Here is a 25929-nt window from a genome sequence, read left to right on the forward strand (position 1 = left end):
CCCCTCCGCCCCTCTCCCCGTCCTCGTCCCCCTCCCCCGTGCTCCGGCGGTCCCTGCTGCGGGCCGTGCTCGCCGATCCGCAGCATCTGCCCGAGCAGCTGGCCTGGTTCGCGCTGCGGCACATGGGCCCCGCCGCCGACCGCTCCCTGGCCCGGCTGCGGGAGCGGCACCCGGACGCGGACAGCGCGCGGCTGCGGGTCATGGTCGCCGCGCACGGGCGGCGCAGCACCGTCGCCCAGGGTGCCCTCGTCGGCGGCCCGTTCCTGCTGCTGGTGCCGCTCGCCTTCTGTGCGGCGCTGCTCAACCAGGCCCGTACCGTGCTGGAGCTGGCCGGGCTCGACGGGCGCGACCCCACGTCCCCCGAGCGCGCGGCCGAGCTGCTGGTCCTCATGGGTGTGTACGAGGACACCGGGCGGGCGCGGGTCGCCCTGGCCGCGACCGGGCGCGCTCCGGTCGTGCCCCGGCGCTCCCTGCTGCGCCCGGGGGCGCTGTGGGAGGTGACGCTGCGGATGGCCCGGTTGCTGGGGTTGCTGACGCCTCCGTCGTCGTCGGCGGCGGCGGGTGCGGGGCCTCGCAGCCGGGTGCGGTGGTTCCTCCAGGCCGCCCGCTGGGCTGTCACCGGCGTGGTGCTCGCGGTGAGCATGGTGGCGCCGCTGGTGCTGCTGCCCTATATGGCTGTCTCGTACCACCGGGCGACGGACCGGTTGACGGATCGCGCTGCGCTCTTCTATTTCAGCGAGCCCGCGTCGGCCCGTGAGCCCGGACGTCTCCGGGGTCTGTCGGGGGCCGTGTTGTGGGCGGTGGTCTCCTTTCTGCTGCCGGTCGGTGCTGTCGTGCTGGTGCTGGTGCTGGGTGTGCGGGTGTGGGATTCGCCGTGGCCGGTGGTCGCGGTGGTGCTGTTCGGTGTGTCCGTCGTGACCGGTGCCGGGTGGCATCTGGTGCGGCGGGTACGGCGGACGCGGCGGTTGCGGCTGTCGTCAGGGGCGGTCGCCGATGAGCAGTCCGGTGAGTGAGGGCAGTCTGCGGCGCATTTCCTCCTCGTCGTCAAAGTCGAAGTCCTCGCCCGGGTCGGTGTCGGCGGCGCAGCCGTCGGCGACCATGGCGTCCCAGGCCTCGGGGTCGCCGAGGGCGCGGGGGTAGGCCTTGGCGGCGGCGTAGTTGACGCTTTCGTCGAACAGGATCTCCTCCAGTCGCTCGGGCTCGCCCGTGAGGGCGAGGGGGTGGCGGGCGAGGCTGTCGGGGGAGGCGTGCACCCGCTCGTACCACGCGCGGCCCTGGGCGATGACTCCGGCACGGAAGTCCATGAAGGAGTCGTCGGAGCAACCGCCGCCTATGAGATAGGCCGCCGCCCATACGTCCCATCGGTGGAGCCCGCCGTGGACGCCGGTGAAGGTGCGCTCGTAGGCGAGGATCGTCTGCGGGGAGCGGGCCGCGAGGATGTCCGTCAGGGCGTCGGCGAACGGCCGGCCGGTGGTCGCCTGCGCGCGGGCGGTGTCGATGAGCTGCCAGAAGTCGTCGAGGGGCAGCGACTCGGGCGGGGTGGTGTCCGTGGTCATGGAGTCACTGTGGCAGACGGCACCGACAGCCGGAGGAGCCTGTGGATAACCCTTTGTGAGCCTGCTGTTCCGCTGAGCGTGCGCCGGGTGCGCACTGGGTGGTGTCGCACGTGTGCCGGGGCGTCGACCAGCGACAAAGGGCCGGACGGAGCCGTGTCCGAGGGCCGGACGCGAGTCGGGCTGGAGCCGATCGGGAGGCGGACGGGAGCCGGACGGGAGCCGGTCCGGCCCGGAGGCGATGGACCACGGCCGGTCCGGCAGCAGGATCCGACCACCCCATTGACGGTTGGTCTGGACCAACTTACGGTGGGCCGACATCCCACGTACGTCTCCAGGCCCCACGTCCAGGAGGTGAGCGTGTCCCCCCACCCGTCCCCCCACCGGCCCGCCCGCTCCCCACCGGCCCGCCCGCTCCCCACCGTGTCGCCCCGCCCCGGCCGCGCCCGCCTCCGTGCGGCACGGCCCGGCGTACCACGGCACAGGCCCCTCCCCCTGCCGTACCGAAGCACCGCCGCGCATACCGGAACACCGCCGCACGTCCGCGCACATCCGCATTCCGCACGTCCGCACGTCCGGGTATCTCCGCACCGCACGCAGCCGCACCTTCCCCGTACCGGAGCACGGCCACGGCCGCGCCCGCGCGCCCCGGTGCCGCTCCTGGCCGATCCCGGCCGTCCCCCTCACGCACGGCACGAAGGGAGCACCACGCATGATCCGACGGACACTGCGCCTGCTGGGCGCCGGTTTCGCCCTGGCTCTCCTGGCCCAACTTCCGGCCGCCGCCGCCCCCGCGCCCCTCGCCCCGCCCCCCGCGGACGTCTGCGCGGTCAAGTCGAAGCCCGCGGGGAAGGTGCTCCAGGGCTACTGGGAGAACTGGGACGGCGCCGCCAACGGCGTCCATCCGCCACTTGGCTGGATCCCCATCACCGATCCCCGGATCCGCGCCAATGGCTACAACGTGCTCAACGCCGCCTTCCCGGTCATCCGCTCCGATGGCACGGTGCTGTGGGAGGACGGCATGGACAACACGGTCCGGGTGCCCACCCCGGCCGAGATGTGCCAGGCCAAGCAGGAGTCCGGCCAGACCATCCTCATGTCCATCGGCGGCGCGGCGGCCGGGATCGATCTCAGTTCCCGTACGGTGGCGGACCGTTTCATCGCGACCATCGTGCCCATCCTGAAGCGGTACAACTTCGACGGCATCGACATCGACATCGAGACCGGGCTCGTCGGCAGCGGGAACATCAACCAGCTCTCGGCCTCGCAGGCCAACCTGATCCACATCATCGACGGGGTGCTCGCCCAGATGCCCCCGAACTTCGGTCTGACCATGGCCCCGGAGACCGCGTACGTCACCGGCGGCAGCGTGGTCTACGGCTCGATCTGGGGCTCGTATCTGCCCATCATCAAGAAGTACGCCGACAACGGCCGGCTGTGGTGGCTGAACATGCAGTACTACAACGGGAGTTTTTACGGCTGTTCCGGCGACTCGTACCAGGCCGGCACGGTGGCCGGGTTCCGGGCGCAGACGGACTGCCTGAACCGGGGTCTGGTGATCCAGGGCACCACGATCAGGGTTCCCTACGACAAGCAGGCCCCCGGTCTTCCGGCCCAGCCGGGCGCGGGCGGCGGCCATATGGCCCCGGGGCTGGTGGCCCAGGCGTGGAACGGCTACAACAACGCCCTCAAGGGGCTGATGACCTGGTCCCTCAACTGGGACGGCTCCCGGAACTGGACCTTTGGGAACAATGTGAGGACCCTCCAGGGCCGCTGACCGACTGACCCGGCCCTCCCGACCGACCCGCCGACCGACCCGCCGACTCGCCGACCGACCGGCCCGCACCGGAGGAGACAGCCGGTGAACAGAGATGTCCCGCGCCCTGCTTCCCCGGGGCGCGGGACACCGCTGTTCGCGCCGCGTGGCCGCGGACGGCGTCAGATGGCGTACCGCCAGACGGTGAGCATATGGGCCCCGTACCAGCTCCCGAAGAGTGTGGCGGCGGTCAGCGCGGTGACGGCGGTACGGGTGCCGGCGCGGGCGAGCGCCAGCGCCAGGGGCACCAGGAAGACGAGCGCGGGGACGATCAGCCGCAGCTTGGAGTGGTAGTAGTTGCTCTGTCCCAGGGTCAGGACGAGGACCGTGCAGCCGTAGACGAGCAGCGGCGGCCAGGTGTCGCGCCGGAAGGCCAGGGCGGTGCCGGCGACGGCGGCGACGAGCAGGACCGCCGTGCTGAGGGCGACCCAGCCGTCCGCGGACCGGAAGGTGTCGGCGAGGAAGCGGAAGAAGGCGTCGCCGTAGTCCCAGTGGGTGCCCCAGCCGGCTTCCTGGACGAGGAACCAGGCGTCCGCGCGGCCGGTGCGCAGCCCCACCCAGCCGAGGTAGGCGGGGGTGCCGGCGCAGCCGAGGGCGACGGCGGCGAGGGGCCGCCAGGTGAAGCGGCGGGTGCGCCGCAGTTCCAGGGCGACGGCGGTGATCAGGGCGAGGGTGACGGCGCCGGCGGCGGGGCGGGTGAGCCCGGCGAGCAGGGCGAGGGTTCCGGCGGTGAGCCAGGCGTGCCGATGGGCGGCGAGCAGGGTGCCCGCGGCGAGGGCGAGGAAGAGGGCTTCGCTGTAGCCCATGAGGAAGGTGAGGGCCATGGGCTGGGCGCCGGCCACCAGCACGATGCCGATGACGGCGACGCGTTCCCCGCACAGCCGGGTGAGGAGCCGGTGGACGGCGTAGAGCGCGGCGAGCAGGGCGAGGTGGGAGAGGGTGATGGCGGCGGTGCCCGCTTCGATGCCGGTGCTGCGGTGGAGCAGTCGGGTGAGGAGCGGGTAGAGCGGGAAGAAGGCGAGGTTGTTGCCGGTGGGTTCGCCGTCGGGGCCGTAGGTGAGGCCCGGGGGGTAGCCGTCGGTGGCTATGGAGAGGTAGAGCTGGGCGTCCCAGGCGAGCAGCCGGTCCCGGAGGGCGGGGGCGCCGGGGCCGCCGGCTCCGTTGAGCCAAGCGAGGATCATCAGATGGACGCCGGTGGTGACGGCGTGGACGGAGAGGGCGGTCCAGGCGGCACGGCGGATGTCGTTGCGGCGTCCCCTGTGGCCGCTGCGGCGGGGTGCCGCTGCCCGGGGGTCCTTCCGCGCCACGGGGTCCCCGGACGTCCCGGTGGTCCCGTTCGCGCCGGCCGGTGTTCCGGGGCCGGTGTCGGCCTTCCGGAGGCGGCGGGGTGCCGGGACCGTGACGGTGGACGGTCGGGGGTCGTGGTGTGTCTGGTGTGCTGCCATCGGCTCCTCGCAGGATCGCTTCTGCTGGCCTTACGCACGGCGGCGGTCGTTCGGTTGACGGCTGAGACGTGGATCACAGCGGCTGGTGGGTGCGGCGGGGGCGGGCCGGGTGGGCAGGCGGGTCATCCGGACGGCCCGGCGCGTTGCGGCTTTCCGAGCGACTCCAACGGCGCTCCCTGAACTGACATGTCACTGAATAAGGTGTTATGACCCTTATGAAGGCACCTTTCCTCTGACGTTCTTCCGCCCTGGAACGGGGAGTCACCTCATGAGCGACACCGGCACGGCCAGGCACCAGAAGGCGGACCGGACCGCCGACAGCGACGACGACGCGGTGCACATCCTCTGGATCAACGCGGGCCTCAGCTGCGACGGCGACTCGGTCGCCCTGACCGCCGCCATGCAGCCCAGCATCGAGGAGATCGTGACCGGCGCCCTGCCGGGCCTGCCGAAGGTGGCGGTCCACTGGCCCCTGATCGACTTCGAGTGCGGCCCGGTGCAGGGCGCGGACACGTTCATCGAGTGGTTCTTCAAGGCCGAGCGCGGCGAGATCGATCCCTTCGTCCTGGTGGTGGAGGGCTCGATCCCCAATGAGCGGATCAAGCAGGAGGGCTACTGGTGCGGCTTCGGCGACGACCCGGCCACCGGCCAGCCCATCACCACCAGCGAGTGGCTGGACCGGCTCGCGCCGAAGGCCACCGCGGTCGTCGCGATCGGCACCTGCGCCACCTATGGCGGTATTCACGCCATGGCCGGAAATCCGACGGGCGCCATGGGCGTCCCCGACTACCTCGGCTGGGGCTGGACCTCGAAGGCCGGCCTGCCGATCGTCTGCGTCCCGGGTTGCCCCATCCAGCCGGACAACCTCGCCGAGACCCTCACCTACCTGCTCTACCAGCTCGCCGGCTCCGCGCCGATGATCCCACTGGACGACAAGCTCCGCCCGGCCTGGCTGTTCGGCGCGACCGTGCACGAGGGCTGCGACCGGGGCGGCTACTACGAGCAGGGGCAGTTCGCGAGCGAGTACGGCACTCCCGAGTGCCTGGTGCGCCTGGGCTGCTGGGGCCCCGTGGTCAAGTGCAATGTCGCCAAACGCGGCTGGATCAACGGGGTCGGCGGCTGCCCCAATGTCGGCGGCATCTGCATCGCCTGCACGATGCCCGGCTTCCCGGACAAGTTCATGCCGTTCATGGACCCGCCGCCGGGATCGCATGTCTCCAGCGACGCCAGCTCCGCCTACGGATCGGTCATCCGCAGACTCCGCTCGATCACGATGCGGACCGTCGACAAGGAACCGAAGTGGCGCCACCCGGGGCGCCGGCTGACCACCGGGTACCACGCTCCCTGGTGAGCGCGCGGCCGCGCACCACCGCGGCTGTCCGCCGCACCGCCCCCGCGACCCCGTACCCCACCCCGTCCGCAGAAGGGCACCACACAGACCATGGCACCGACGACCAGGGCGGCCGGCGACGGCAGCGGCCTGATGGAGATGAGCTGGGACCCGATCACCCGGATCGTGGGCAGCCTGGGCATCCACACCAAGATCGATTTCAAGGCGAAACGGGTGGCGGAGTGCTACAGCACGTCGTCCGTCTTCCGCGGCTACAGCGTCTTCATGCGCGGCAAGGACCCCCGGGACGCCCACTTCATCACCAGCCGGATCTGCGGTATCTGCGGTGACAACCACGCCACCTGTTCGGTGTACGCGCAGAACATGGCGTACGGGGTGAAGCCGCCGCACCTCGGCGAGTGGATCATCAACCTCGGCGAGGCGGCCGAGTACATGTTCGACCACAACATCTTCCAGGAAAACCTGGTCGGGGTCGACTACTGCGAGAAGATGGTTCGCGAGACCAATCCCGGGGTACTAGAGCTGGCCGAGCGGACCGAGGCTCCGCACGCGGGCGACCACGGCTATCGCACGATCGCGGACATCATGCGCTCCCTCAACCCCATCGAGGGCGATTTCTACCGCGAGGCGCTCCAGGTCAGCCGGTACACCCGGGAGATGTTCTGTCTGATGGAGGGCCGGCACGTCCACCCCTCCACGCTCTACCCCGGGGGCGTCGGCACGGTCGCGACCGTGCAGCTCTTCACCGACTACCTCACCCGGCTGATGCGGTACGTCGAGTTCATGAAGAAGGTCGTCCCGCTCCACGACGACCTGTTCGACTTCTTCTACGAGGCGCTGCCCGGGTACGAGGAGGTCGGCCGCCGCCGGGTGCTGCTGGGGTGCTGGGGCAGCCTCAACGACCCCGACCACTGCGACTTCACCTACGCCCGGATGACGGACTGGGGCCGGAAGATGTTCGTCACCCCCGGTGTGGTGGTCGACGGCAAGCTGGTCACCAACGACCTCACCGAGATCAACCTCGGCATCCGGATCCTGCTCGGCAGCTCGTACTACGAGGACTGGGAGGGCCGCGACCTCTTCGTCAGCCACGACCCGCTGGGCAACCCGGTCGACCCCCGGCACCCCTGGAACCAGCACACCATCCCCTCGCCGCAGAAACGCGACTTCGCGGACAAGTACAGCTGGGTGATGTCCCCGCGCTGGTTCGACGGCAAGGAACACCTCGCCCTCGACACCGGCGGCGGGCCCATCGCCCGGCTCTGGTCCACCGCGCTGTCCGGGCTGGTCGACATCGGCTACATCAAGGCCACCGGGCACAGCGTGGTCATCAACCTCCCCCGGTCGATGACCAAGCCGGAGACCACCTTCGAGTGGAAGATCCCGGCCTGGAGCAACGCCATCGAACGCAACCGCGCCCGCACCTACTTCCAGGCGTACGCGGCCGCCGCCGCCCTGCACTTCGCCGAGAAGGCCCTGGAGGAGGTCCGGGCCGGACGGCACAAGACGTGGGAACGGTTCGAGGTGCCGGACGAGAGCATCGGCTGCGGCTTCACCGAGGCCGTGCGCGGGGTCCTCTCGCACCACATGGTGATCCGCGACGGAAAGATCGCCAACTACCACCCGTATCCCCCCACCCCCTGGAACGCCAGCGTCCGCGACAGCTACGGCACTCCCGGGCCGTACGAGGACGCCGTCCAGAACACCCCGATCTTCGAGGAGAACACCCCGGAGAACTTCAAGGGCATCGACATCATGCGCGCCGTGCGCAGCTTCGACCCCTGCCTCCCCTGCGGGGTGCACATGTACGTGGGCGGCGGCCGCACCCTGGAGCGCATGCACGTCCCCACCGGGCTGAGCGGGCTCGGCGGATGACGCCGGAGGAGACCGGGGTACGGGTCGGGGCCGCCCTGGACCGGCTGCCCGCCGGCCCGCACCGCGAGGCGGGCGAGGAACTGGCCCGCGCGCTGATGGCGCTCTACGGCGACGGCCTCGCCCGGCTGGTCGCGGCGGTGCCGCCGGGGGTGCTCGCCCCGGCGCTGGACGACCCGGCGGTTGCCGGGCTGCTGATCCTGCACGACCTGCATCCCGAACCGCTCCGGGTACGGATCGGGCGGGCGCTGCGGCTCGCGGGCGCGGACACGGTGGAGCAGGCCGCCTGCGACGAGGACGGCGGCGCCCTGACCCTGCGGCGCGCGGCGCAGGGCTGCGGCTCGGGCTGCGGCGACGGGGACACGGCCGGCGTCGAGAGCGCGCTCGCCTGCCACGCCCCGGAGGTGACCTCCGTGGTGTGGGAACGGGCCGAACCCGCGCCGGCGCTGCTCCAGATCGGCAGCAGGCCGCCGGCCGCGGCGGAGGCACGGTGAACGGCACCCCACCGCACCCGGCCGGCGACGGCACCCGGCTGCTGCGCGGGCTGGTCGGGCCGGCGCCCGCCCGGCCGGAACGATGCGGGCTCTGCGGCCTGCGCCTCGCTCCGGGGCACCGGCATCTCGCCGACACCACCGGGCGTGCGCTCGTCTGCGCCTGCACCGCCTGCGCCCTGCTGTTCCAGCGGCCGGACGCCGCCCAGGGACGCTATCTCCCGCTCCCGGAACGCTTCCTCACCGACACAGGCGCCGACACGGACCCGGACGCCGACACCGACAGGGACACGGGCGCCGACGGCCACAGCGGAACGGGCCCGGGGGACGGTGCCATCGGTGAGGCCCAGTGGGCCGCCCTGCGCATCCCCGTCAGTACCGCGTTCGTCCTGCGGGACAGCGCGCTCGGCCGCCCGGTGCTCTGCTACCCCAGCCCCGCCGGGGCCACCGAGGCCGACCTCGACGAGTCGGCCTGGCGGACCGTGTTCGGGGCGAACCGGCTCGCCGCCGCCCTCCGCCCGGACGTGGAGGCGCTGCTGCTGCGCCGCACCCCGCGGCGCGTCCACTGCTATCTGGTGCCCGTGGACCTCGCCTACGAACTCGTCGGCCGGATGCGGCTGCGCTGGCACGGCTTCGACGGCGGCGCCGAGGCCCGCGCCGAGCTGGACGCCTTCTTCGCCGCGCTCCAGGAACGGGCGCGGCCGCTGACCGAGGCGGCGGTGGCATGAGGGAACTGGCCTTCCGCTGCACGGAGGTGCGCGCCGACCGGCACGCCGCAGGACCCACCCTCGTCCTGCGGCTGCGGATCACCGCCCCGGCCCGGACCCGGGTGCACGCGCTGGCGCTCCGCTGCCAGCTGAGGATCGAACCAGCGCGGCGTGCCTACGACGAGGCCGAGGGCGAGCGGCTGACCGCTCTCTTCGGGGAGCGCTCCCGCTGGGGCAGCACGCTCAACCCGATCCAGTTCGCCGAGGTCCCGCTGATGGTGCCGGGCTTCACCGGCGAGAGCGAGATCGACCTCCCGGTGCCGTGCACCTACGACCTCGACATCGCCGCCACCCGCTACTTCCGGGCGCTGGAGAGCGGGGATGTGCCGCTGCTGCTGCTGTTCTCCGGAACGGTGTTCAGCGGACCGGCCGGTTTCCACGTGACCCCGGTGCCGTGGGACCTGGAGGCGGCGGTACGACTTCCGGTCAAGGTGTGGCGGGAAATGATGGAGCAGCACTTCCCGGGGTGCGGCTGGGTGCGGCTGCCCGCCGACGTCCTGGACGAGTTGCTGGCGTTCCGCACCCGGCGGTCGCTGCCGTCGTGGGAGTCGACGGTACGGGCCCTCCTCGGCGCGGCGGACACCCGGGGCACCGCGGACACCACGACGCATGCGGCGGACGCGGGGGACGACCCCGTCGGCGGCGCCCCGGGCCCGGCGGGCACGTCATGAGCGCACCGGTGACGGCACCGGCCGTGGACACCTTCCCGCCCGGTCTGGAGGAGCGGCTGGCGACGGGCCGGCAGGTGGCCGACGCGGTGCTGTTCGAGGGGTACGTCCTCTATCCGTACCGGGCGTCCGCCGCCAAGAACCAGCTGCGGTGGCAGTTCGGTGTGCTGGTGCCCCCGGGGTACGGGCAGGACAGCGCCGAGCACTCCGTCCAGCGCACCGAATGTCTGCTGGAGCCCCGCGCGGGCGCCCGCCTCGCCGTCGAGCTGCGATTCCTGCGGGCCCGCCGCAGGACCGTGCAGCGGGGGCTGGGGGCGTACGGCTACCGGACCGTTCCCGAACTGGAGCTGCCGGACCGGGTGCTGGTGCCGTGGGACGAGGGCGTGGTGGAGACGGTCCGGCTGCTGGCCCCGGTGGACCGGCTGCTCGCGCCGGACGGTGTGACGCATGCGTTCCGGCTGGCGGCGGGCCTGGAGTCGGAACCCGTCGTCGTGGACGGCGAGCGGGTGGGACGGCTGCTGCGGGCCCGCGAGGAGGTCGCCGGGGTGATCCGGCTGTCCGCGCGGGAGCTGCCCGGTCCGTACGGGGCGCTGCGGCTGACCGCCGTGGTCGCCAACACCTCCGGCTGGCGGGCCCCGGACAGCGGCGGCGGGGACGGCGGCGGTACGGACCGTACGGACGCCGGCGGCGGTACGGGCGGGTGCGGCCGGGACGGCGGCGCGGACCGGGCGGCGGCCCTGCCGCACTCGCTGGTCTCCGCGCATCTGCTGCTCGCCGTCGACCGGGGCGTCTTCCTCTCCGCCACCGACCCGCCCCGGTGGGCGGCGCCGGCGGTGGCCGAGTGCCGTAATGAGCACACGTGGCCGGTACTCGCCGACGCCGACGGCCGGGACGATGTCCTGCTCTCCTCGCCGATCATCCTGGAGGACCGGCCGAGGATCGCCCCGGAGAGCCCGCTCGCGCTCTACGACGCCACCGAGATCGACGAGATCCTGGCGCTGCGGACGGCGTGTCTGACCGACCGGGAGAAGCGGGAGGCCCGGGGCACCGACGAACGGGCGGGCGCGGTGGTCGACTTCGCCGCCTCGATGCCCCGCGAGGTGCTGGAGCGGCTGCACGGCACGGTGCGTTCGCTGCGTGACATCACCGGGGGCGGCGGGGCCGGGGCGTCCGGCGCCGATGCGGAGCCCTGGTGGGACCCCGGGAGCGATCCGGACGTGGACCCCGCCCGGGACCGGGTGCTGATCGGGGGCCGGTCGGTGGGCGCGGGCAGCCGGGTGCTGCTGCGGCCCGGCCGGCGCCGCACCGACGCGCAGGATCTCTTCCTGGACGGCCGGGCGGCCCTGGTGGAGGCGGTCCTGCACGACGTGGACGGCTCGGTCCATCTGGCGGTCACGATCGAGGACGACCCGGGCGCGGACCTGTGGCGGGCCCAGGGCCGGTTCCGCTACTTCCAGCCCGACGAGGTCACCCCCCTGGAGGCGCCGTGACGACCCGCGAGAGCCCGGCCGGGGTGCTGGTCGCCGGGGTGGGCAATGTCTTCCTCGGCGACGACGGCTTCGGGGTCGAGTGCGTCCGCCGGCTCCGCCGGTTCACCGCGCCCCAGGTCCCCGACGGCGTCGAGATCGCCGACATCGGGGTGCGCGGCGTGCATCTGGCGTACCAGCTCCTCGACGGCTACCGGCTGCTGGTGCTGGTCGACGCCGTGTCCCGGGGCGGCCCGCCGGGGACGGTCCATCTGATCGAGGCCGACACCGGCCCGGTCGAACCGTCCGCCACCCCCGCCCTCGACGGCCACCGGATGGGCCCGGACGCGGTGCTGGCCCTGCTCGCCACCCTGAGCGCGGGCACCGGCGGGACACCGCCCGAACGGATCCTGGTCGTCGGCTGCGAACCGCTGTCGCTGGCGGAGGGGATGGGGCTGAGCGCACCGGTGGCGGCGGCGGTCGACGGGGCCGTACGGCTGATTCTGCGGCTGCTCGCCGAAGCCGAGGAGGCCCCGGCACCGGCCGGGGCGCGGGGCGGGCGGTCCGAGAGAGAGGCGTCATCATGCTCAGAGCGGTGATCGGTACGGCCCTGGCGGGCGCGATCGGGGTGGTGCTGTGGCGCACCATGCCCGACATCAAGCGGTATCTGGAGATCTCACGGATGTGAACCACGCCCGGCCCGCGCCCCGCTGCCGCGCGCCCCACGTCTGCCGGCCGGCGTCCCGCGGGGGCGCGCTGCTGCGAATGGGGAGGCCCGGGGCGGGTCGGCGGCGTGGCTCCCGGTCCGGGCCGGTCGCGCCCCCTGGAATGGGGGTGCCCGCCCGGCGGACCGGGTACGGGCGGGACCGGCCCGGGTCCTCGCGGGTGGACCCCACCGGCCTCGTACGCCTGGCGCCGCTTTTCGGCCCGGCCTGATCCCAACGAAAGACCCAGCCGTGGAATGAGGCGCTCCGGTGCATGAGATGTCGATCGCCACGGCCGTTGTCGAGCAGGTGGAGCAGGCGGCCGCCCGGCGGGGCGCGACGGCGGTGGCAGCGGTGCGGCTGGAGATCGGCGAGCTGGCCGGGGTGGTTCCGGAGGCACTGGAGTTCTGCTTCGCCCTGGCGTGCGAGGGCACGGCCCTCGCGGGGTCGGTGCTGGAGACCCGGAGCGTGCCGGGGCGGGCGCGGTGCGGCCCCTGCGGGGTCGAGTGGCGGCCCGGTCTGCCCCCCGACCTGCTCTGTCCGCGCTGCGCGGGAGCGCGGGCAGAGCTGCTGGCCGGTCGTGAGCTGAGGATCCGCGAGGTCGAATGGGCCGCCGGCACGGCCCTCGCCCCGGGCTGACCGGCCACCCGCGCCCGCGGCCGCGGCCCGACCGACCGACGGTCCCGACCGACCAACCGTCACGTCCGGTCCGTACCGCAGGAACCCGAAGACCCCCAGAACGAAGACCCCGAGAACCCGGAGCGAAGAGAGAGGGAGCAGGCCCATGTGCCGTTCGTCCGACCTGCGGCAGGCCGTTCTCGCCCACAACGACGACTGTGCGGCGCTGCTGCGGTCCGAGCTGGCCGCCCGGGGCACCGTGGCCGTCAATCTGCTCTCCAGCCCGGGCAGCGGGAAGACCGCGCTGCTGGAGGCCGAACTCGCGCTCGCCCGGGAGCGGGGCGTCCCGGTGGCGGCCCTCACCGCCGATCTGGCCACGGAGAACGACGCCCGGCGCCTCGCGCGCACCGGCGTGCCGGTGCAGCAGGTCCTCACCGGTGGTCTGTGCCATCTGGAGGCGGTGATGCTGCGCGGCTATCTGGCGGGCTGGCTGCCCGAGGGCACCCGGGTGCTGTTCGTGGAGAACGTGGGCAACCTGGTCTGCCCCGCGGTGTACGACCTGGGCGAGTCCCTGCGGGTGGCGCTGGCTTCGGTGACCGAGGGCGAGGACAAGCCGCTCAAGTACCCGGGCGCGTTCGGCCTGGCCCAGCTGGTCGTGGTCACCAAGACGGATCTCGCGGAGGCGGTCGGCTTCGACGAGGGGGCGTTCCTGGCGAATGTCGCCCGGGTCAACCCCGGGGTCGAGGTCGTCCGTACGTCGGCGCGGGCCGGATTGGGTATCGGAGTGCTGCTGGAACGGGCGCTCGCGGTACGGGAGGGAGCCCCGCCGCACCGGCCGGTGCTGGCCCGTACCCCGGCGGCGGGCGGCGGCACGGAGCCGGGGGCGCCCGGCCCCGTACCCCACCGTCACGTACCCCGGGGGGCGGACCCGCAGGAGCACACCCATGCGGCGGACGTGTGGCCGGGCTCCTCCGTACCCCACATCCACCCACCGCACACGCATGAACCGCAGCCGCACGGATCCGACGCGCCCGTGGCCCACACGCGGGAGTCGCACGGCCACGCGCCGGACAGCGGGCCGCACGCGCACCTCCCGGCCGGCGGTCCCGCGTACGGTGCCCCGGTGGCGGACCGGCCGTGACGGGCCCCGCGGCGGCTCCCGGGGACGTCCTGCGGCGGCGGGTCGCCGTCCAGGGGCTGGTGCAGGGTGTGGGGTTCCGCCCGTTCGTCTTCGCGCTCGCCGCCGAGCTGGGGCTCTCCGGCCATGTCACCAACACCGGCGACGGTGTGCTCGCGGAGGTCGAGGGCGCGGCCGCCGCCGTGGACGCCTTCTGTCTGCGGGTCGCCGCCGACGCCCCGCCGCTCGCCGACGTGGTCGCCGTACGGCAGGAGAGCGTCCGCGCCACCGGGGCGCGCGGTTTCGCGATCGTGCCGTCGTCCCGCGGCCGGGCGGGCCGGGGCCTGACCCTGATCCCCCCGGACACCGCCACGTGCGACGCCTGTCTCGCGGAACTCCGCGACCCCGCCGACCGCCGCCACCGCCACCCCTTCATCACCTGTACGGACTGCGGGCCGCGTTTCACCATCGTCACGGCGCTCCCCTACGACCGGGCCCACACCACGATGGCGGGGTTCCCGATGTGCCGCGGCTGCGCCCGGGAGTACGCCGACCCGGCGGACCGCCGCTTCCACGCCCAGCCGGTGTCCTGCCACGACTGCGGACCCCAGCTCTCCCTCGCCGTCCCCGGGGAGCCGGAACGCGACGGCGAGGCTGCGCTCGCGCAGGCACGGCGGATGCTCGCGGCGGGCGCGGTGCTGGCCGTCAAGGGGATCGGCGGCTACCACCTGGCGTGCGACGCGTCCGACGCGAGGGCGGTGGCCCTGCTGCGCCGCCGCAAGAACCGGGGCGACAAGCCGTTCGCGCTGATGGCCCGCGCCCTCGCGGACGTCGAACCGCTGGTGTGCCTGGGCCCGGAGGAGCGGCGGCTGCTGACCGGTCCCGCCCGGCCCGTGGTGCTGCTGCGCCGCCGCCCGGGGGCACCGCGGGGGGCCGTGGCGGAGTCGGTCGCGCCGCGCTCGCCGGATCTGGGCGTGATGCTGCCGTACACCCCGCTGCACCATCTGCTGCTGGGGCTCGACGGCGATCCGGACGGCCCGCGGGTGCTCGTCATGACCAGTGGGAATCTCGCCGGTGAGCCGATCGTCACCGATGACGCGGAGGCACGGGAGCGGCTGGCGCCCCTGGTCGACGGCTGGCTCGCGCACGACCGGCCGATCCGGGTGCCCTGCGACGACTCGGTGGTACGGGTCGTGGACGGTGTGCCGCTGCCGGTGCGCCGCTCCCGGGGGTACGTCCCGGCGCCGGTGCGGCTGCCGGTGCCGGTGGCCCCGGTGTTCGCGGCGGGCGGCGATCTGAAGAACGTCTTCGCGCTCGCGGAGGGCGACCGGGCCTGGCTCTCCGGCCACATCGGGGACATGGACGATCTGGCGACGCTGCGGGCGTTCGACCGGGCCGTGGACCATCTGACCGCCGTCACCGGTGTGACCGGGGCGGTGGCGGTCGCGGACCGCCACCCCGGCTACCGTTCGGCGCGGCGGGCGGGCCGGTCCGCGGCGGGCCGGCCCCCGGTCCGGGTACAGCACCATCATGCGCATGTCTCGGCCGCGATGGCGGAAAACGGTCTGGACGGGACCCGGCCGGTGATCGGGGTCGCGTTCGACGGCACGGGGTACGGCGACGACGGCACCGTCTGGGGCGGCGAGGTGCTGATCGCCGACTACGGCGGTTTCCTGCGCTTCGCCCATCTGGAGCCGGTGCCGCTGCCCGGCGGGGACGCGGCGGTGGTCCGCCCGTACCGGATGGCGCTCTCGCACCTGCGGGCCGCCGGTATTCCGTGGACGTCCGACCTGCCGCCGGTGGCGGCCTGCCCCGACGACGAACTGAGGGTGCTGGAACGTCAGCTGGCGACCGGGCTGCACTGTGTGCCCACATCGAGCATGGGGCGGCTGTTCGACGCGGTGTCGTCGCTGGCGGGCGTCTGCCACCGGGCCGGTTACGAGGCGCAGGCGGCCATCGAGCTGGAGGCGGCGGCGTACGCGCACGGACCGTACGACAGCGACGGCTACGGCTACGGCTTCGCGCTGCGGGAGGAGGCGGGCGGGCGCTGGGTCGCCGGTCCCGCGCCGGTGCTCGCCGCCGCCGTGGCGGACCTGCGGTCCGGGGCGCCGCCGGGCCGGGTGGCGGCCCGTTTCCACGCCGGTGTCGCGGTGGCGGTCCGCCGGTTGTGCGGGGCCGCCCGGGACCGGCACGGCCTGGACACGGTGGCGCTGACCGGCGGGGTCTTCGGCAACGCCCTGCTGCTGTCGGCCTGTGCGCGGGGACTGGCGGCGGACGGTTTCACCGTGCTCCGGCACCGCCGGGTGCCACCCAATGACGGAGGGCTGGCCCTCGGCCAGCTGATGGTGGCCGCGCGGGCCACGGCGGGAGAGGAGACGGGCGTATGTGCCTGGCGGTGCCCGGCAGAGTGATGGAGATCGAGGAACGGGACGGCACCCGGATGGCCGTCGTGGACTTCGGCGGCGTCGTCAAGGACGTCTGCCTGGAGTATCTGCCCGACCTGGCGGTGGGCGAGTACGCGATCGTGCACGTCGGCTTCGCGCTCCAGCGTCTCGACGAGGAGTCGGCGCTGCGGACCCTGGAGCTGTTCGCGGAACTCGGCCTGCTCCAGGAGGAGTTCCAGGACCCCTGGGAGGCGGCGGCGCACCAGGGCGGCCCGGAGTGGGAGGCCGAGCGGTGAAGTATCTGACGGAGTTCCAGAACCCGGAGCTGGCGCGGGGGCTGCTGGACGACATCCGCTCCGCGGTGACCCGGCCGTGGGCGCTGATGGAAGTGTGCGGCGGGCAGACCCACACCATCATCCGGCACGGCATCGACCAGGTGCTCCCGGAGGGCGTGGAGCTGATCCACGGCCCGGGGTGCCCGGTGTGCGTGACCCCGCTGGAGGTCATCGACAAGGCCCTGGCGATCGCCTCCCGGCCCGGGGTGGTCTTCTGCTCGTTCGGGGACATGCTGCGGGTCCCCGGGACCGGCCGGGACCTGTTCCGGGTCCGGGGCGAGGGCGGCGACGTGCGGGTGGTGTACTCGCCGCTGGACGCCCTGCGGATCGCCCGCGAGCACCCGGACCGCGAGGTGGTGTTCTTCGGCATCGGCTTCGAGACGACGGCCCCGCCCAACGCGATGGCCGTCCACCAGGCCCGGAAGCACAAGATCCGCAACTTCTCCATGCTGGTCTCGCACGTACGGGTGCCCCCGGCCGTGGAGGCGATCATGACGTCGCCGGAGTGCCGGGTGCAGGGTTTCCTCGCCGCCGGGCATGTGTGCAGCGTGATGGGGACCGGGGAGTACCCGGCGCTGGCGGAGCGCCACCGGGTCCCCATCGTGGTCACGGGTTTCGAGCCGCTGGACATCCTGGAGGGCATCCGGCGCACGGTGCGGCAGCTGGAGCGGGGCGAGCACACCGTGGAGAACGCGTATCCGCGTGCCGTGCGGCCCGAGGGCAACCCGGCGGCCCGCGCGATGCTGGAGGACGTCTTCGAGGTCACCGACCGCGCCTGGCGCGGGATCGGGGTGATCGCGCGCAGCGGCTGGCGGCTGTCGCCGCGCTACCGCGACCACGACGCCGAGTACCGCTTCGACGTCGGCGGGATCGACACCCGGGAGCCCGCCGAGTGCCGCAGCGGCGAAGTGCTCCAGGGGCTGCTGAAGCCGCACGAGTGCGCCGCCTTCGGCGAGGTGTGCACGCCGCGCACCCCGCTCGGGGCGACGATGGTCTCCAGCGAGGGGGCGTGCGCCGCGTACTACCTGTACCGGCGGCTCGGCCCCGCCGCATCGCAGCCGCCCGGCTTCCCGGCGCCGGGTCCCCTGTCCGCCGGTTCTCCGGTGCCCGCCGGTTCTCCGGTGCCCGCCGGTTCTCCGGTGCCCGCCGGTTCTCCGGTATCCGCCGGTTCTCCGGTGTCCGGAACGACCCCGCTGGAGGCGAACCCCGTTGGCTGAAACCGTGCTTCCGAAACTCGGTTCTGTCGACGCGGCCGGTTCCGTCGAGGCCGTTGGCTCCGTCGGTCCCGTCGGTTCCGTCGAGGCCGTCGATGTCGCCGGCTGGTCGTGTCCGCTCCCGCTGCGGGACCACCCCCGGGTGGTGATGGGCCACGGCGGGGGCGGCGCGCTCTCCGCCGAGCTGATCGAGAACGTCTTCCTGCCCGCCTTCGGCAACGGTCCGGCGCTCGCCGCCCTGGGCGACTCGGCCGCGCTCGACGTCGGCGGGGCCCGGATCGCGTTCTCCACCGACTCGTTCGTGGTGCGTCCGCTGTTCTTCCCCGGCGGCAGCATCGGCGACCTCGCCGTCAACGGCACCGTCAACGACCTGGCGATGAGCGGGGCGCGGGCCGCGTGGCTCTCCTGCGCCGCCATCCTGGAGGAGGGCGTGGAGACGGCCGTGGTCGCCCGCGTGGCGCGGGCGCTCGGCGCGGCGGCCCGCGCGGCAGGGGTCGAGGTGGTGACCGGGGACACCAAGGTGGTGGAGGCGGGCCACGGCGACGGCGTCTATCTCAACACCGCCGGCATCGGCCTGATCCCGCCCGGTGTGGACATCCGGCCGCAGCGGGCCCGGCCCGGCGATGTCGTGATCGTCAGCGGGGAGATCGGGCTGCACGGGGTGGCGATCATGAGTGTGCGGGAGGGACTGGAGTTCGGCGTGGAGATCGAGAGCGACTGTGCCGCCCTGGGCGGTCTGGTCGCGGCGATGCTGGCGGTCACCCCCGATCTGCACGTCCTGCGCGACCCCACCCGGGGCGGCCTCGCGGCCTCGCTCCACGAGATCGCTTCGGCGGCGGGCGTCGGTGTCGCCGTCCGGGAGACCGCCGTGCCGGTGCCGCCGCAGGTCGCCAACGCCTGTGCCGTGCTGGGTCTGGACCCGCTGTACGTGGCCAACGAGGGCAAGCTGGTGGCCTTCGTCCCGCGCGACCGGGCGGAAGAGGTCCTGGCGGCGATGCGCGCGCATCCGCTGGGCGCGGCGGCGGCCGTGATCGGCGAGTGCGTGACCGAGCATCCGGGGATGGTGGTGGCGCGCACCGCGTTCGGCGGGACACGGGTGGTGGATCTGCCGCTGGGGGAGCAACTGCCCCGGATCTGCTGAGCGTACGAGCCGGGGCGGCGCGGACGGCTGTCTGCCCCGGCGGTCGGCGTGCCGGCCTGCTCACTCGATGTCGCGGACCGCGAGCAGTTCGACCGTCGCCCCGGACGACTCCAGCAGAGGCGCGGCGGCGGAGCGCCGGGGATCCACCCGGTAGGCAGCGAGGTCCCGCCCGCTGGGAAAGGTGACGAGGTGGGCCTCGACCCGGTCGTCCACCGTGCGCAGCCGGCGTTCGAGCCGTCCTCCGTGATCGGCGAGGAGCGGCAGGACGGCGCTCTCATAGGCCTCGAAGGCGCCCAGGCCCCCTTCGGGCAGCCGCGCGAGCATCAAGTAGGTGACGGCCATGATTCCCCCTACAGCGGTTTCAGGACAGGGAATTTCCGACCCTAGGGTCTCTCGATGCCGCCCGCCGTCGGCCCGTCCCCGTGACCCGGCGCTCCGGGCACCCCGGGCACCCCGGGGATCAGCTCCGCGAGCCTGGCCCGGGTCTCCTCGTCGGTGGAGTGGACCACCGTGCCCAGGAGGCCCCGGGTCAGGAGGCTCAGATAGGCCCGGCGGATGTAGCCGTCGGCGTCCTCGCGGGACGCGCGGCGGATCGCGGTGTCGTGGGAGGCGCGCCGGTCGGTGACCCAGTCGCCGTCCCGCCAGACGAGATCCGGGCCGATGAGCACGCCGCACCAGTCGAACTCGAAGCCCCGCGCGTACTCGACGCCGCCGACCTGGCCGGCCGCGTCGGGGTCCACCGCCCAGGGGACGACACCGGGTGCGCGTTTCTCCCGGCCCGCCCAGGGCAGGGCCCAGTCACCGATGCGGACGTCCGGGGAGAGCGAGCCGCCGTGCCGAGGAGGATGCCAGGCCCAGCAGGCGCCCGCGGTGATGCGGGCGCTGTGGCCCTCTGTCATCCGGGCCGTCAGCACCGCTTCGAGCTGGCGCGGGCCGTCCGCCAGCAGCAGGGAGGGGGTACGGGACCGGGGGTCCCACTCGGCACTCTCCGCGCGCAGGCCGAGCAGCCATGACACCCACCGGCGGTAGGCGCGGTGGGTGCCGGCGCCCAGGTCGTCGAGGTCGATCTCGCGGACGGTGAATCCGAGGTTCGTCGCGGCCCCGGCGACGGCGGCGAAGGAGCCCGCCTCGCCGGGGTGGCCGGTGTCCTCCTGGTCCATCAGGAAGACCGGCACCCGGGCGGCGCGGATCAGCCGTCCGGCCCGGCCACGCGCGCTCTCCCCGAACCGGTGGCGCTCCCCCGGCGGCGGTGGGCTCGCCTCGATGCGCTGGGCCTCGTCGCACAGCAGCACGTCGAACCCGCTCGGTGCCCCAACGGCGTAGTACAGGTGGTTGTCGTCGAAGAGCGCCGCCTCGCGGGGGGCGGCCGCGCTGAGCGCCCGCAGGGCACCGGTCAGTTGCGGGGACCCGGTCGTATACCGGACGGACGCCCCCTGGCGGCGCAGCTCCCGCAGCAGCGCCAGCGCGACGGCGGTCCTGCCGCTGCCGGGGCCGCCGATGACGACGATCACTTCCTTGGGGTGGGCGTCCCCGGCCGCCGACACCGCCCGGAGCACCTTCTCGTACACCTTCTCCTGGCCCGGCCACACCACGAACTGCGCGGGGTCCTGGGGCAGCGGCTCACCGGCGAGCAGGGCGCTGCCGCTCTCCAGGCCGGGGCTCGGGGCGAGGCGCTCGCGGAGCCAGGCGATCGCCCGTTCCCGGCTGTCCTCGGCGAAATCCGGCCTGTGGCCGAGAAGGGCGCGAGAGGGTACGTCGGCGGAGTGCCAGTAGACCAGGCCGTCCAGCAGTTCGGGGCGGTCGCGGAAGAGGGGCAGCCGTCGGATGAGGGCGTCGAGGTTCCGCCGCATCAGGGTGTTGGACTCCCGCAGTGATCGCGAGTCCACGGGGGCACGGCGGCTGCGCTTCAGTTCGACCATCGCGTACGAGGGTTCCCCGGTGCGGGGGTGCACGCCGGCGAGGAGGGCATCCACCCGGGTGCGTGTTCCGGGGACGGGGAACTCGCCCAATACTTCGACCCCGTGGAGTCCGGAGGCCATCAAGAGCGCTACCAGCAAGCTCAGTTGCTCCATCCCTGGCCCGCGGGTGTCGCCGAGGGCTCCTGACTCCAGCAGCCGCAGCAGATCGGCCGCGGTGCCGCGGTGCCGCCGCGACGGACTGGACTTCCGCCGCGCCGGCGGGGCCAGTTCGTACACCGCGCCCGCCGGGGTCCGCAGCCGTACGGGCCCCTCCCCCACGTCGACGGTCAGCTCGGCGCCGGACGCCACCAGGACGGTCCGCGCGGAGCCGTCCCCCTCGGCTTCGGCCAGGATCTCGATCACGCGGGGGTCGGTGTCCGGTACGGGGACCGCCGCGCCGCCGGGGACCGACGCGCCGATGCGGAGCCGGGCGCCGGCACGGACCAGGCCCAGGGGCACCTGCGGCAGGGCGTCCGCGAGCACGGCGACATGGCCGGGTGTCAGGGCGGCGGGTGCGTTCGGTACGGCAGGACTGCGGCCGGGGTCCCGATGGGCCGCGACGGTGGCGAGCTGCCAGGCGGTGACGGTGGCCTTCACGGACGCGGGCAGCCGGGGCCAGGCGCCCGCGATCCAGTCGGCGAGTCCGTCGCGGCCCTCGGCCACCAGGGCGCGGAGGGCCGGTTGCAGGGCCTCCTCCAACGCCTCCTCGCGCCCGGCACCGGCGGAGACGTCGATCCAGGCGGCGCGCTCCTCCAGGCGCAGCGCGGGCGGGAGTCCGGCGTGGATGTCGGCGATGAGATGGCCGAGGGTGTGGAGCGGGTCGTCGGCGGCGCTGTCCCGGAGCCGGGCGGCCAGTTCGGCGCGGAGGCCGGGCAGGAGCGCGGGCCGCAGGGCGATCCCGGCGCGGGTCCGGGCGGCGGTCCAGGGGCCGAACCAGAGGTCGGTCTCGGCTCCGACGTCCAGCCAGGGCAGGATCCGCACCCGGACGGCGCGGATCAGCTCGGGTTCGATCCGGGTGGCGACGCTGAGGGCGACGGCCAGTTCGCGGGCGCCGCCGGAGGGTTCCGGGCGGAGGGCGCGCGGTGGCGGGGCGAGCGCGGAGGGCCTGACGGGCGTGGGCGGCAGCGGCGTGGGCCGGAGCGGCGGGCCGGAGAGCGGCTGCGGCAACGCGACGGCGACGAGGGGGGTGTCCGGTTCGGCCGGTCCCGTTCCGAGCGTCACCGGGTTGAGCATCGCCCCCCGTCCCGGTGCCACCGGTCCGATTTCGGCCCCGGCCGGATCCGGGTTGGCCGGATCCGATTCGTCGCCGGGCAGGATCCGGTCGTCCAGCGGCGGTTCTGCGTACGCGGCGGGCCCGGTCGGCGGACGGTCCGGTGCGGCGGATGTGGACAGGCCGGGCGGCGGCGGTGTGGGCGCGGCCCGGCGGGCGGCCTCCGCGCGCGTCTGCGGGCCGGCGGCCAGTTCGGCGCAGAGCGCGTGCAGTCGGTCGCGCCGGTCGCCGTCGGGCAGGGTCCGCGCGTGCTCCAGCAACCGGCGTACGAGGGTGTCCTGCCCGGCGTCCGCCTCGGCGGCGAGCCGGAGCACCGGGTACCACTCGGGGTCGTCGGCGTGCCGGATCAGCGCGTCGGGGCCGCCGTGTGCGATGGCCGCCTCGGCGCGGAAGTAGTCGCGGAAGGCCTGGTGGGTGAAGGCCACCGTGTTCGCGGGACCGGTCCGCAGCAGGCCGGTGCGGTCGGTGAGGTGGGAGAGGACGCGGCGGGCGTCCCCGCTGCCGTCGCTTTCGGCAAGAACGTCCAGTGCGGTGCGGGCGGAGAGTTCGCGGGTGCCGTCGAGAATCATCCGGCGGGCGAGGTTCCGTACGGCCCGGTGGCAGGTGTCCCGGTCCAGGTCCTCGCCGAGGGCGACGCCGCGGGCGCGGTCCCGGTCGCCGAGGAGGAGCGCGGTGATGCCGGAGAGGTGGGCGTGTTCGGTGAGCGGGCCGTGCGCGTCGGCCTGGGCGCAGAGCGCGGTGCAGACCAGGGGGTCGGTGGCGGCCTCGGCCAGACGGGGTCGGGAGCGGAGAAGACGGATCAGGCTTGGGGCGGCGCCGGGGGTTACCGGATGCCAGCGGCCGATGAGTTCGGTGACCCGGTCCGCCGTCAGGGGCAGCAGGGTGGCCTCGGTGAAGTCGTGTTCGGCGAGCCAGCGGCCCCGTACCGCGCCGGGCCGGGTCAGGACCAGGATCCGGGTGGCGGGGTGGGCGTCGAGGAGATCGGCGAGCCGCCGGCCGGTGGCGGTGCGGACGGCGATGGGCACCTCGTCCAGGCCGTCGACGAGGACGAGCCCCCGCCCGGCGGCGAGCACCCGGTCGATCCATCCGTCGTGCAGTCGTTCGATGGGGAACCCGGGGCCGGTGGCGAGGAACTCCTCGACGGTGTCCGGCGGGGGGCCCTGGGCCGCGAGCCGCCGCAGCGGCACCGGGAACGGGATCCGCCCCCGCAGCCAGGGCGGGGTGTCCGGACCCGGGTCCGCCGCCGCCAGCGCGACCGCCTGGGCCAGGTGGGTCTTCCCCGAACCCGGGCCGCCGCGCACCAGCAGCCTCGGGAACCCGTCCGGCAGCCGGTGCGCGGGCTGGGGCGGCGCACCGGGCGTCAGGGCCGTCAGGGGGACGTCGACCAGGCGCAGGGGCCGTGTCGCCGTGAGCCCGGCGACGTGCACGGCCCCGTTCCGCTCGCGCAGGGCGGCGAGATGGCCGGTCTCGAACTCGGCGTCGGAAAAGGCCAGTTCCGCGCCGAGGGCCAGGAGACGTTCGTCGGAGCGCCGGATCAGTTCGGAGTGGACGAGGGCCTGGTGCCGTGCCTCGTGGGCCACGAGCCGGGAGCGCCGTGCCAGCCGGTCCACGATGTGCGCGCAGACGGCGGTCAGCAGCGCCTCCCAGACCCGCATGCCCTTGGCGGAGAGCCCGGAGCGCCCGGAGCCGCCGGTGAGGCTGAGCCGGCGCACCAGGGCCTGGTGTCCCTCGCTCACCACCCGCAGATCGGTGAGCGGCAGCGTGCGCAGCGCGCGTACCGACTGGTTCAGGGCGTCCCCGATGGCGCGGCGCTCCTCGGCGGTGAACCGCCGGCCGCGACCGTGGGTGGAGTGCCGGAACAGCTCCGACACAAGGGTGTGCGCCTCGCCCGGGCCGACGGGCCGCTCGCCGTCGGTGAAGGCGAGGATCCCGGACAGCGGCTCGGGGCCGGACGCGGCCGGGTCGCGGGGCACGAAGAGCCGTTCGGTCAGCGGGGCGAGCGCCCGCGACGACAGTCCCACCGTGGTCCCCGTGGGCTCCATCTCCCCCTGCTCCCGTGCTCGTTCAGGTGCTCCGGCCGCCTCGTCCACCCATGGTAGGGGCCGGGCTCCCGGGTACTTTGCCGGATGCGGTCCCGGTCCGCCAGAATCACACCGTGGAGACGTACGGGGGGAACGCACCGATACGGTCGGCGCCGTGGCGGTCCGCCCGCCCGGGGACGGTCCCGCCCCCGGCGGCCCGCGCCCGGACAGCCGCGCGGCACCCGGCGTAGGGGCGGAGCGCGGTGACCCGGGTGTTCATCAGTCACAGTGCCAAGAGGGATCCGCTGACGCTGGCCGTGCTCCGGCGCGTGACCGGCGGGCTCGCCGAACGGAACTTCGGCGTACGGGTGGACATGGACGCGCTGCGCCCCGGCGAGGACTGGTGCGCGACGCTGTACCAGTGGCTCGCGGAGTGCGACGCGGCGGTGGTCTTCTTCAACGAGGCGGCCCTGGAGTCGTTCTGGGTGCGGCGCGAGGTCAACATCCTGTTGTGGCGGCGGGCGCTCAACCCCCGGTTCCGGGTGGTCCCGGTGCTGATGGGGTCGATGACGTCGGGGCGGCTGCGGGACGCGGGGTTCACGGACGTCCTGCCGGTGGAGTTCGCGCGGGAGGCCCCACCACCGGCCCCGGACCCAGAACCGGAAGCCGCCCCGTACACGGAAACGGAACCGGAAACGGAAACGGAAACGGAATCGAACCCAGAACCGGAACCGGAACCGGAGCCGGCGTCGGACACGGACCCCGAACCGGACGGGCCGTGGGACGGCGCCGTCACGGCCGACCCGGGCGGGGCCGGGGAGCCCGACTGCCCCGCCGCCGTCCGTGAGGCGTACGTGGAGCGGCTGGCCGGCGCGGTGCTCGGCCGCTTCCCCACGCGCCCCGACCTCTCGGCGGTGGCCGATCCGATGCGCGGCTGGATCGCCCGGATAGCGGACCAGCTGCAACAGACGCGCAGCGACCGTCCGTTGCTCGCGGCGGCCCGCACACTCGGCATCCGGGAGGACGAGCTGCCCGACGTGCGTGCGGACACGGGCGCGTGTCTGCTGCTCGCGCACCGGATGCTGGGGACGGTGGAGGGCGCGGTGCTCAAGAGCGCCCTGATGGAGCTGTCCGCCGTGCTCAGCAGCGACCAGCTGGACCGGCTGGTCACCCAGCTGCTGCCGATCTGGGTGAACGGCGAGTCCGCCCGCCACATACTCCCGCCGCCCGGCGGTCCCCCGAGCCGGGCGGTCGTGCTCAACGCGAGCCAGCAGACCACGGCCGGCCACTTCGTGGACCGGGCGATGTGTCTCCAGCTCGACCGGTACCACGTCGGCAGCGCCGGGGGGATGCCGATGGGGGAGGACGCCGCCGGGGAGCTGACCGACGAGTGCGTCGACGCCGTCCGCGCGCTGCTCCACTACCCTCCCGGGGTGCCGCCCGAACGGTTCCGCCCCCGGGAGGGCGTCCTGCACTGTCTGAGCGTCGACGTGTCGGCGCTGCGGCCAGCCGTGGTGGAGCGGGCCGTGGGCGAGGTCCGCCGGCGCTTCCCCTGGCTGGTGGTCATCCTGCTCACCGGTGAGACGGTGCCGGACGAACGGACCCTGCGCGACTGGCGGATCGACGGCCTCGTCGTCGTGACGCCCCATCTCGCCGAGGACGAAGAGATCCTCGGCTATCAGCTGACCGAGGACCTGCGCGAACTGCCCAGGCGGCTGAACGGCTCATGGAGGTAGGA

General features: G+C 74.0%; 21 protein-coding genes. 17 read left to right on the forward strand and 4 right to left on the reverse strand.

Annotation, left to right across the window (positions count from 1 at the left end):
* Window positions 1–38: 38 nt before the first annotated feature.
* The gene (locus SYYSPA8_RS14010; RefSeq protein WP_323447467.1) at window positions 39–1013 is read left to right on the forward strand and encodes a hypothetical protein; all 975 of its coding nucleotides are present in this window, start codon (window positions 39–41) and stop codon (window positions 1011–1013) included.
* On the opposite strand, the gene SYYSPA8_RS14015 is transcribed toward SYYSPA8_RS14010, so the two are convergent.
* On the reverse strand, window positions 978–1556 hold the full coding sequence (locus SYYSPA8_RS14015) for a DUF4240 domain-containing protein (RefSeq protein ID WP_323447468.1): 579 nt from the start codon (window positions 1554–1556) through the stop codon (window positions 978–980). The genes SYYSPA8_RS14010 and SYYSPA8_RS14015 overlap by 36 nt on opposite strands.
* Window positions 1557–2265: 709 nt before the next feature.
* On the opposite strand from SYYSPA8_RS14015, the gene SYYSPA8_RS14020 reads away from it, so the two are divergent.
* Window positions 2266–3330: a chitinase gene (locus tag SYYSPA8_RS14020; protein ID WP_323447469.1), complete on the forward strand. Its 1065-nt coding sequence runs from the start codon at window positions 2266–2268 to the stop codon at window positions 3328–3330.
* A gap of 161 nt (window positions 3331–3491) precedes the next feature.
* On the opposite strand, the gene SYYSPA8_RS14025 is transcribed toward SYYSPA8_RS14020, so the two are convergent.
* The gene (locus SYYSPA8_RS14025; protein WP_323447470.1) at window positions 3492–4814 is read right to left on the reverse strand and encodes a hypothetical protein; all 1323 of its coding nucleotides are present in this window, start codon (window positions 4812–4814) and stop codon (window positions 3492–3494) included.
* A gap of 268 nt (window positions 4815–5082) precedes the next feature.
* Between SYYSPA8_RS14025 and SYYSPA8_RS14030 the strand changes: the two genes are divergently transcribed.
* The 14 genes from SYYSPA8_RS14030 to hypE all read left to right on the forward strand — a co-directional run bounded on the left by SYYSPA8_RS14030 (window position 5083) and on the right by hypE (window position 18942).
* Window positions 5083–6165, forward strand: a complete 1083-nt coding sequence (locus SYYSPA8_RS14030; RefSeq protein ID WP_323447471.1) for an NADH-quinone oxidoreductase subunit B family protein — start codon at window positions 5083–5085, stop codon at window positions 6163–6165.
* Window positions 6166–6255: 90 nt separating this feature from the next.
* Complete coding sequence (locus SYYSPA8_RS14035) at window positions 6256–8040, forward strand: nickel-dependent hydrogenase large subunit (protein ID WP_323447472.1); 1785 nt, start codon at window positions 6256–6258, stop codon at window positions 8038–8040.
* On the forward strand, window positions 8037–8531 hold the full coding sequence (locus SYYSPA8_RS14040) for a thioredoxin (RefSeq protein ID WP_323447473.1): 495 nt from the start codon (window positions 8037–8039) through the stop codon (window positions 8529–8531). Before SYYSPA8_RS14035 ends, SYYSPA8_RS14040 begins: the two co-directional genes overlap by 4 nt.
* Window positions 8528–9256 carry a DUF5947 family protein gene (locus SYYSPA8_RS14045; RefSeq protein WP_407705997.1) on the forward strand — a complete coding sequence of 243 codons (729 nt, stop codon included), beginning with the start codon at window positions 8528–8530 and terminating at the stop codon, window positions 9254–9256. Before SYYSPA8_RS14040 ends, SYYSPA8_RS14045 begins: the two co-directional genes overlap by 4 nt.
* Window positions 9253–9966, forward strand: coding sequence for a DUF6084 family protein (locus SYYSPA8_RS14050; RefSeq protein WP_323447474.1), 714 nt, complete (start codon window positions 9253–9255; stop codon window positions 9964–9966). The genes SYYSPA8_RS14045 and SYYSPA8_RS14050 overlap by 4 nt, the downstream gene beginning before the upstream one ends.
* Entirely contained in the window at window positions 9963–11453 is a 1491-nt protein-coding gene (locus SYYSPA8_RS14055; RefSeq protein WP_323447475.1) for a hypothetical protein, read from the forward strand. The genes SYYSPA8_RS14050 and SYYSPA8_RS14055 overlap by 4 nt, the downstream gene beginning before the upstream one ends.
* Window positions 11450–12028 (forward strand): hydrogenase maturation protease, encoded by a 579-nt coding sequence (locus SYYSPA8_RS14060; protein WP_323447476.1) that lies wholly within the window; start codon window positions 11450–11452, stop codon window positions 12026–12028. Before SYYSPA8_RS14055 ends, SYYSPA8_RS14060 begins: the two co-directional genes overlap by 4 nt.
* Entirely contained in the window at window positions 12013–12117 is a 105-nt protein-coding gene (locus SYYSPA8_RS38370) for a DUF6893 family small protein (RefSeq protein ID WP_407705999.1), read from the forward strand. Before SYYSPA8_RS14060 ends, SYYSPA8_RS38370 begins: the two co-directional genes overlap by 16 nt.
* Before the next feature lie 295 nt (window positions 12118–12412).
* A complete protein-coding gene (locus SYYSPA8_RS14065; RefSeq protein WP_323447477.1) occupies window positions 12413–12772 on the forward strand; it encodes a hydrogenase maturation nickel metallochaperone HypA/HybF in 360 nt (119 codons plus the stop codon).
* A gap of 145 nt (window positions 12773–12917) precedes the next feature.
* Window positions 12918–13892, forward strand: coding sequence for a hydrogenase nickel incorporation protein HypB (gene hypB / locus SYYSPA8_RS14070; RefSeq protein ID WP_323447478.1), 975 nt, complete (start codon window positions 12918–12920; stop codon window positions 13890–13892).
* The gene (gene hypF / locus SYYSPA8_RS14075; RefSeq protein WP_323447479.1) at window positions 13889–16279 is read left to right on the forward strand and encodes a carbamoyltransferase HypF; all 2391 of its coding nucleotides are present in this window, start codon (window positions 13889–13891) and stop codon (window positions 16277–16279) included. Before hypB ends, hypF begins: the two co-directional genes overlap by 4 nt.
* Window positions 16252–16548: a HypC/HybG/HupF family hydrogenase formation chaperone gene (locus SYYSPA8_RS14080; RefSeq protein WP_323447480.1), complete on the forward strand. Its 297-nt coding sequence runs from the start codon at window positions 16252–16254 to the stop codon at window positions 16546–16548. The genes hypF and SYYSPA8_RS14080 overlap by 28 nt, the downstream gene beginning before the upstream one ends.
* Window positions 16545–17804, forward strand: coding sequence for a hydrogenase formation protein HypD (gene hypD / locus SYYSPA8_RS14085; RefSeq protein ID WP_323447481.1), 1260 nt, complete (start codon window positions 16545–16547; stop codon window positions 17802–17804). The genes SYYSPA8_RS14080 and hypD overlap by 4 nt, the downstream gene beginning before the upstream one ends.
* A 121-nt stretch (window positions 17805–17925) precedes the next feature.
* Window positions 17926–18942 (forward strand): hydrogenase expression/formation protein HypE, encoded by a 1017-nt coding sequence (gene hypE / locus SYYSPA8_RS14090; protein WP_323447800.1) that lies wholly within the window; start codon window positions 17926–17928, stop codon window positions 18940–18942.
* A gap of 60 nt (window positions 18943–19002) precedes the next feature.
* Here hypE and SYYSPA8_RS14095 read toward each other — a convergent pair whose 3' ends face one another.
* Complete coding sequence (locus SYYSPA8_RS14095) at window positions 19003–19284, reverse strand: hypothetical protein (protein WP_323447482.1); 282 nt, start codon at window positions 19282–19284, stop codon at window positions 19003–19005.
* Window positions 19285–19325: 41 nt separating this feature from the next.
* The gene (locus SYYSPA8_RS14100) at window positions 19326–24212 is read right to left on the reverse strand and encodes a DNA/RNA helicase domain-containing protein (protein WP_323447483.1); all 4887 of its coding nucleotides are present in this window, start codon (window positions 24210–24212) and stop codon (window positions 19326–19328) included.
* Window positions 24213–24463: 251 nt separating this feature from the next.
* Between SYYSPA8_RS14100 and SYYSPA8_RS14105 the strand changes: the two genes are divergently transcribed.
* Window positions 24464–25927, forward strand: a complete 1464-nt coding sequence (locus tag SYYSPA8_RS14105; RefSeq protein WP_323447484.1) for a toll/interleukin-1 receptor domain-containing protein — start codon at window positions 24464–24466, stop codon at window positions 25925–25927.
* Window positions 25928–25929 lie beyond the last annotated feature (2 nt).

It is taken from the genome of Streptomyces yaizuensis, assembly GCF_034961445.1.
Taxonomy (GTDB): domain Bacteria; phylum Actinomycetota; class Actinomycetes; order Streptomycetales; family Streptomycetaceae; genus Streptomyces; species Streptomyces yaizuensis.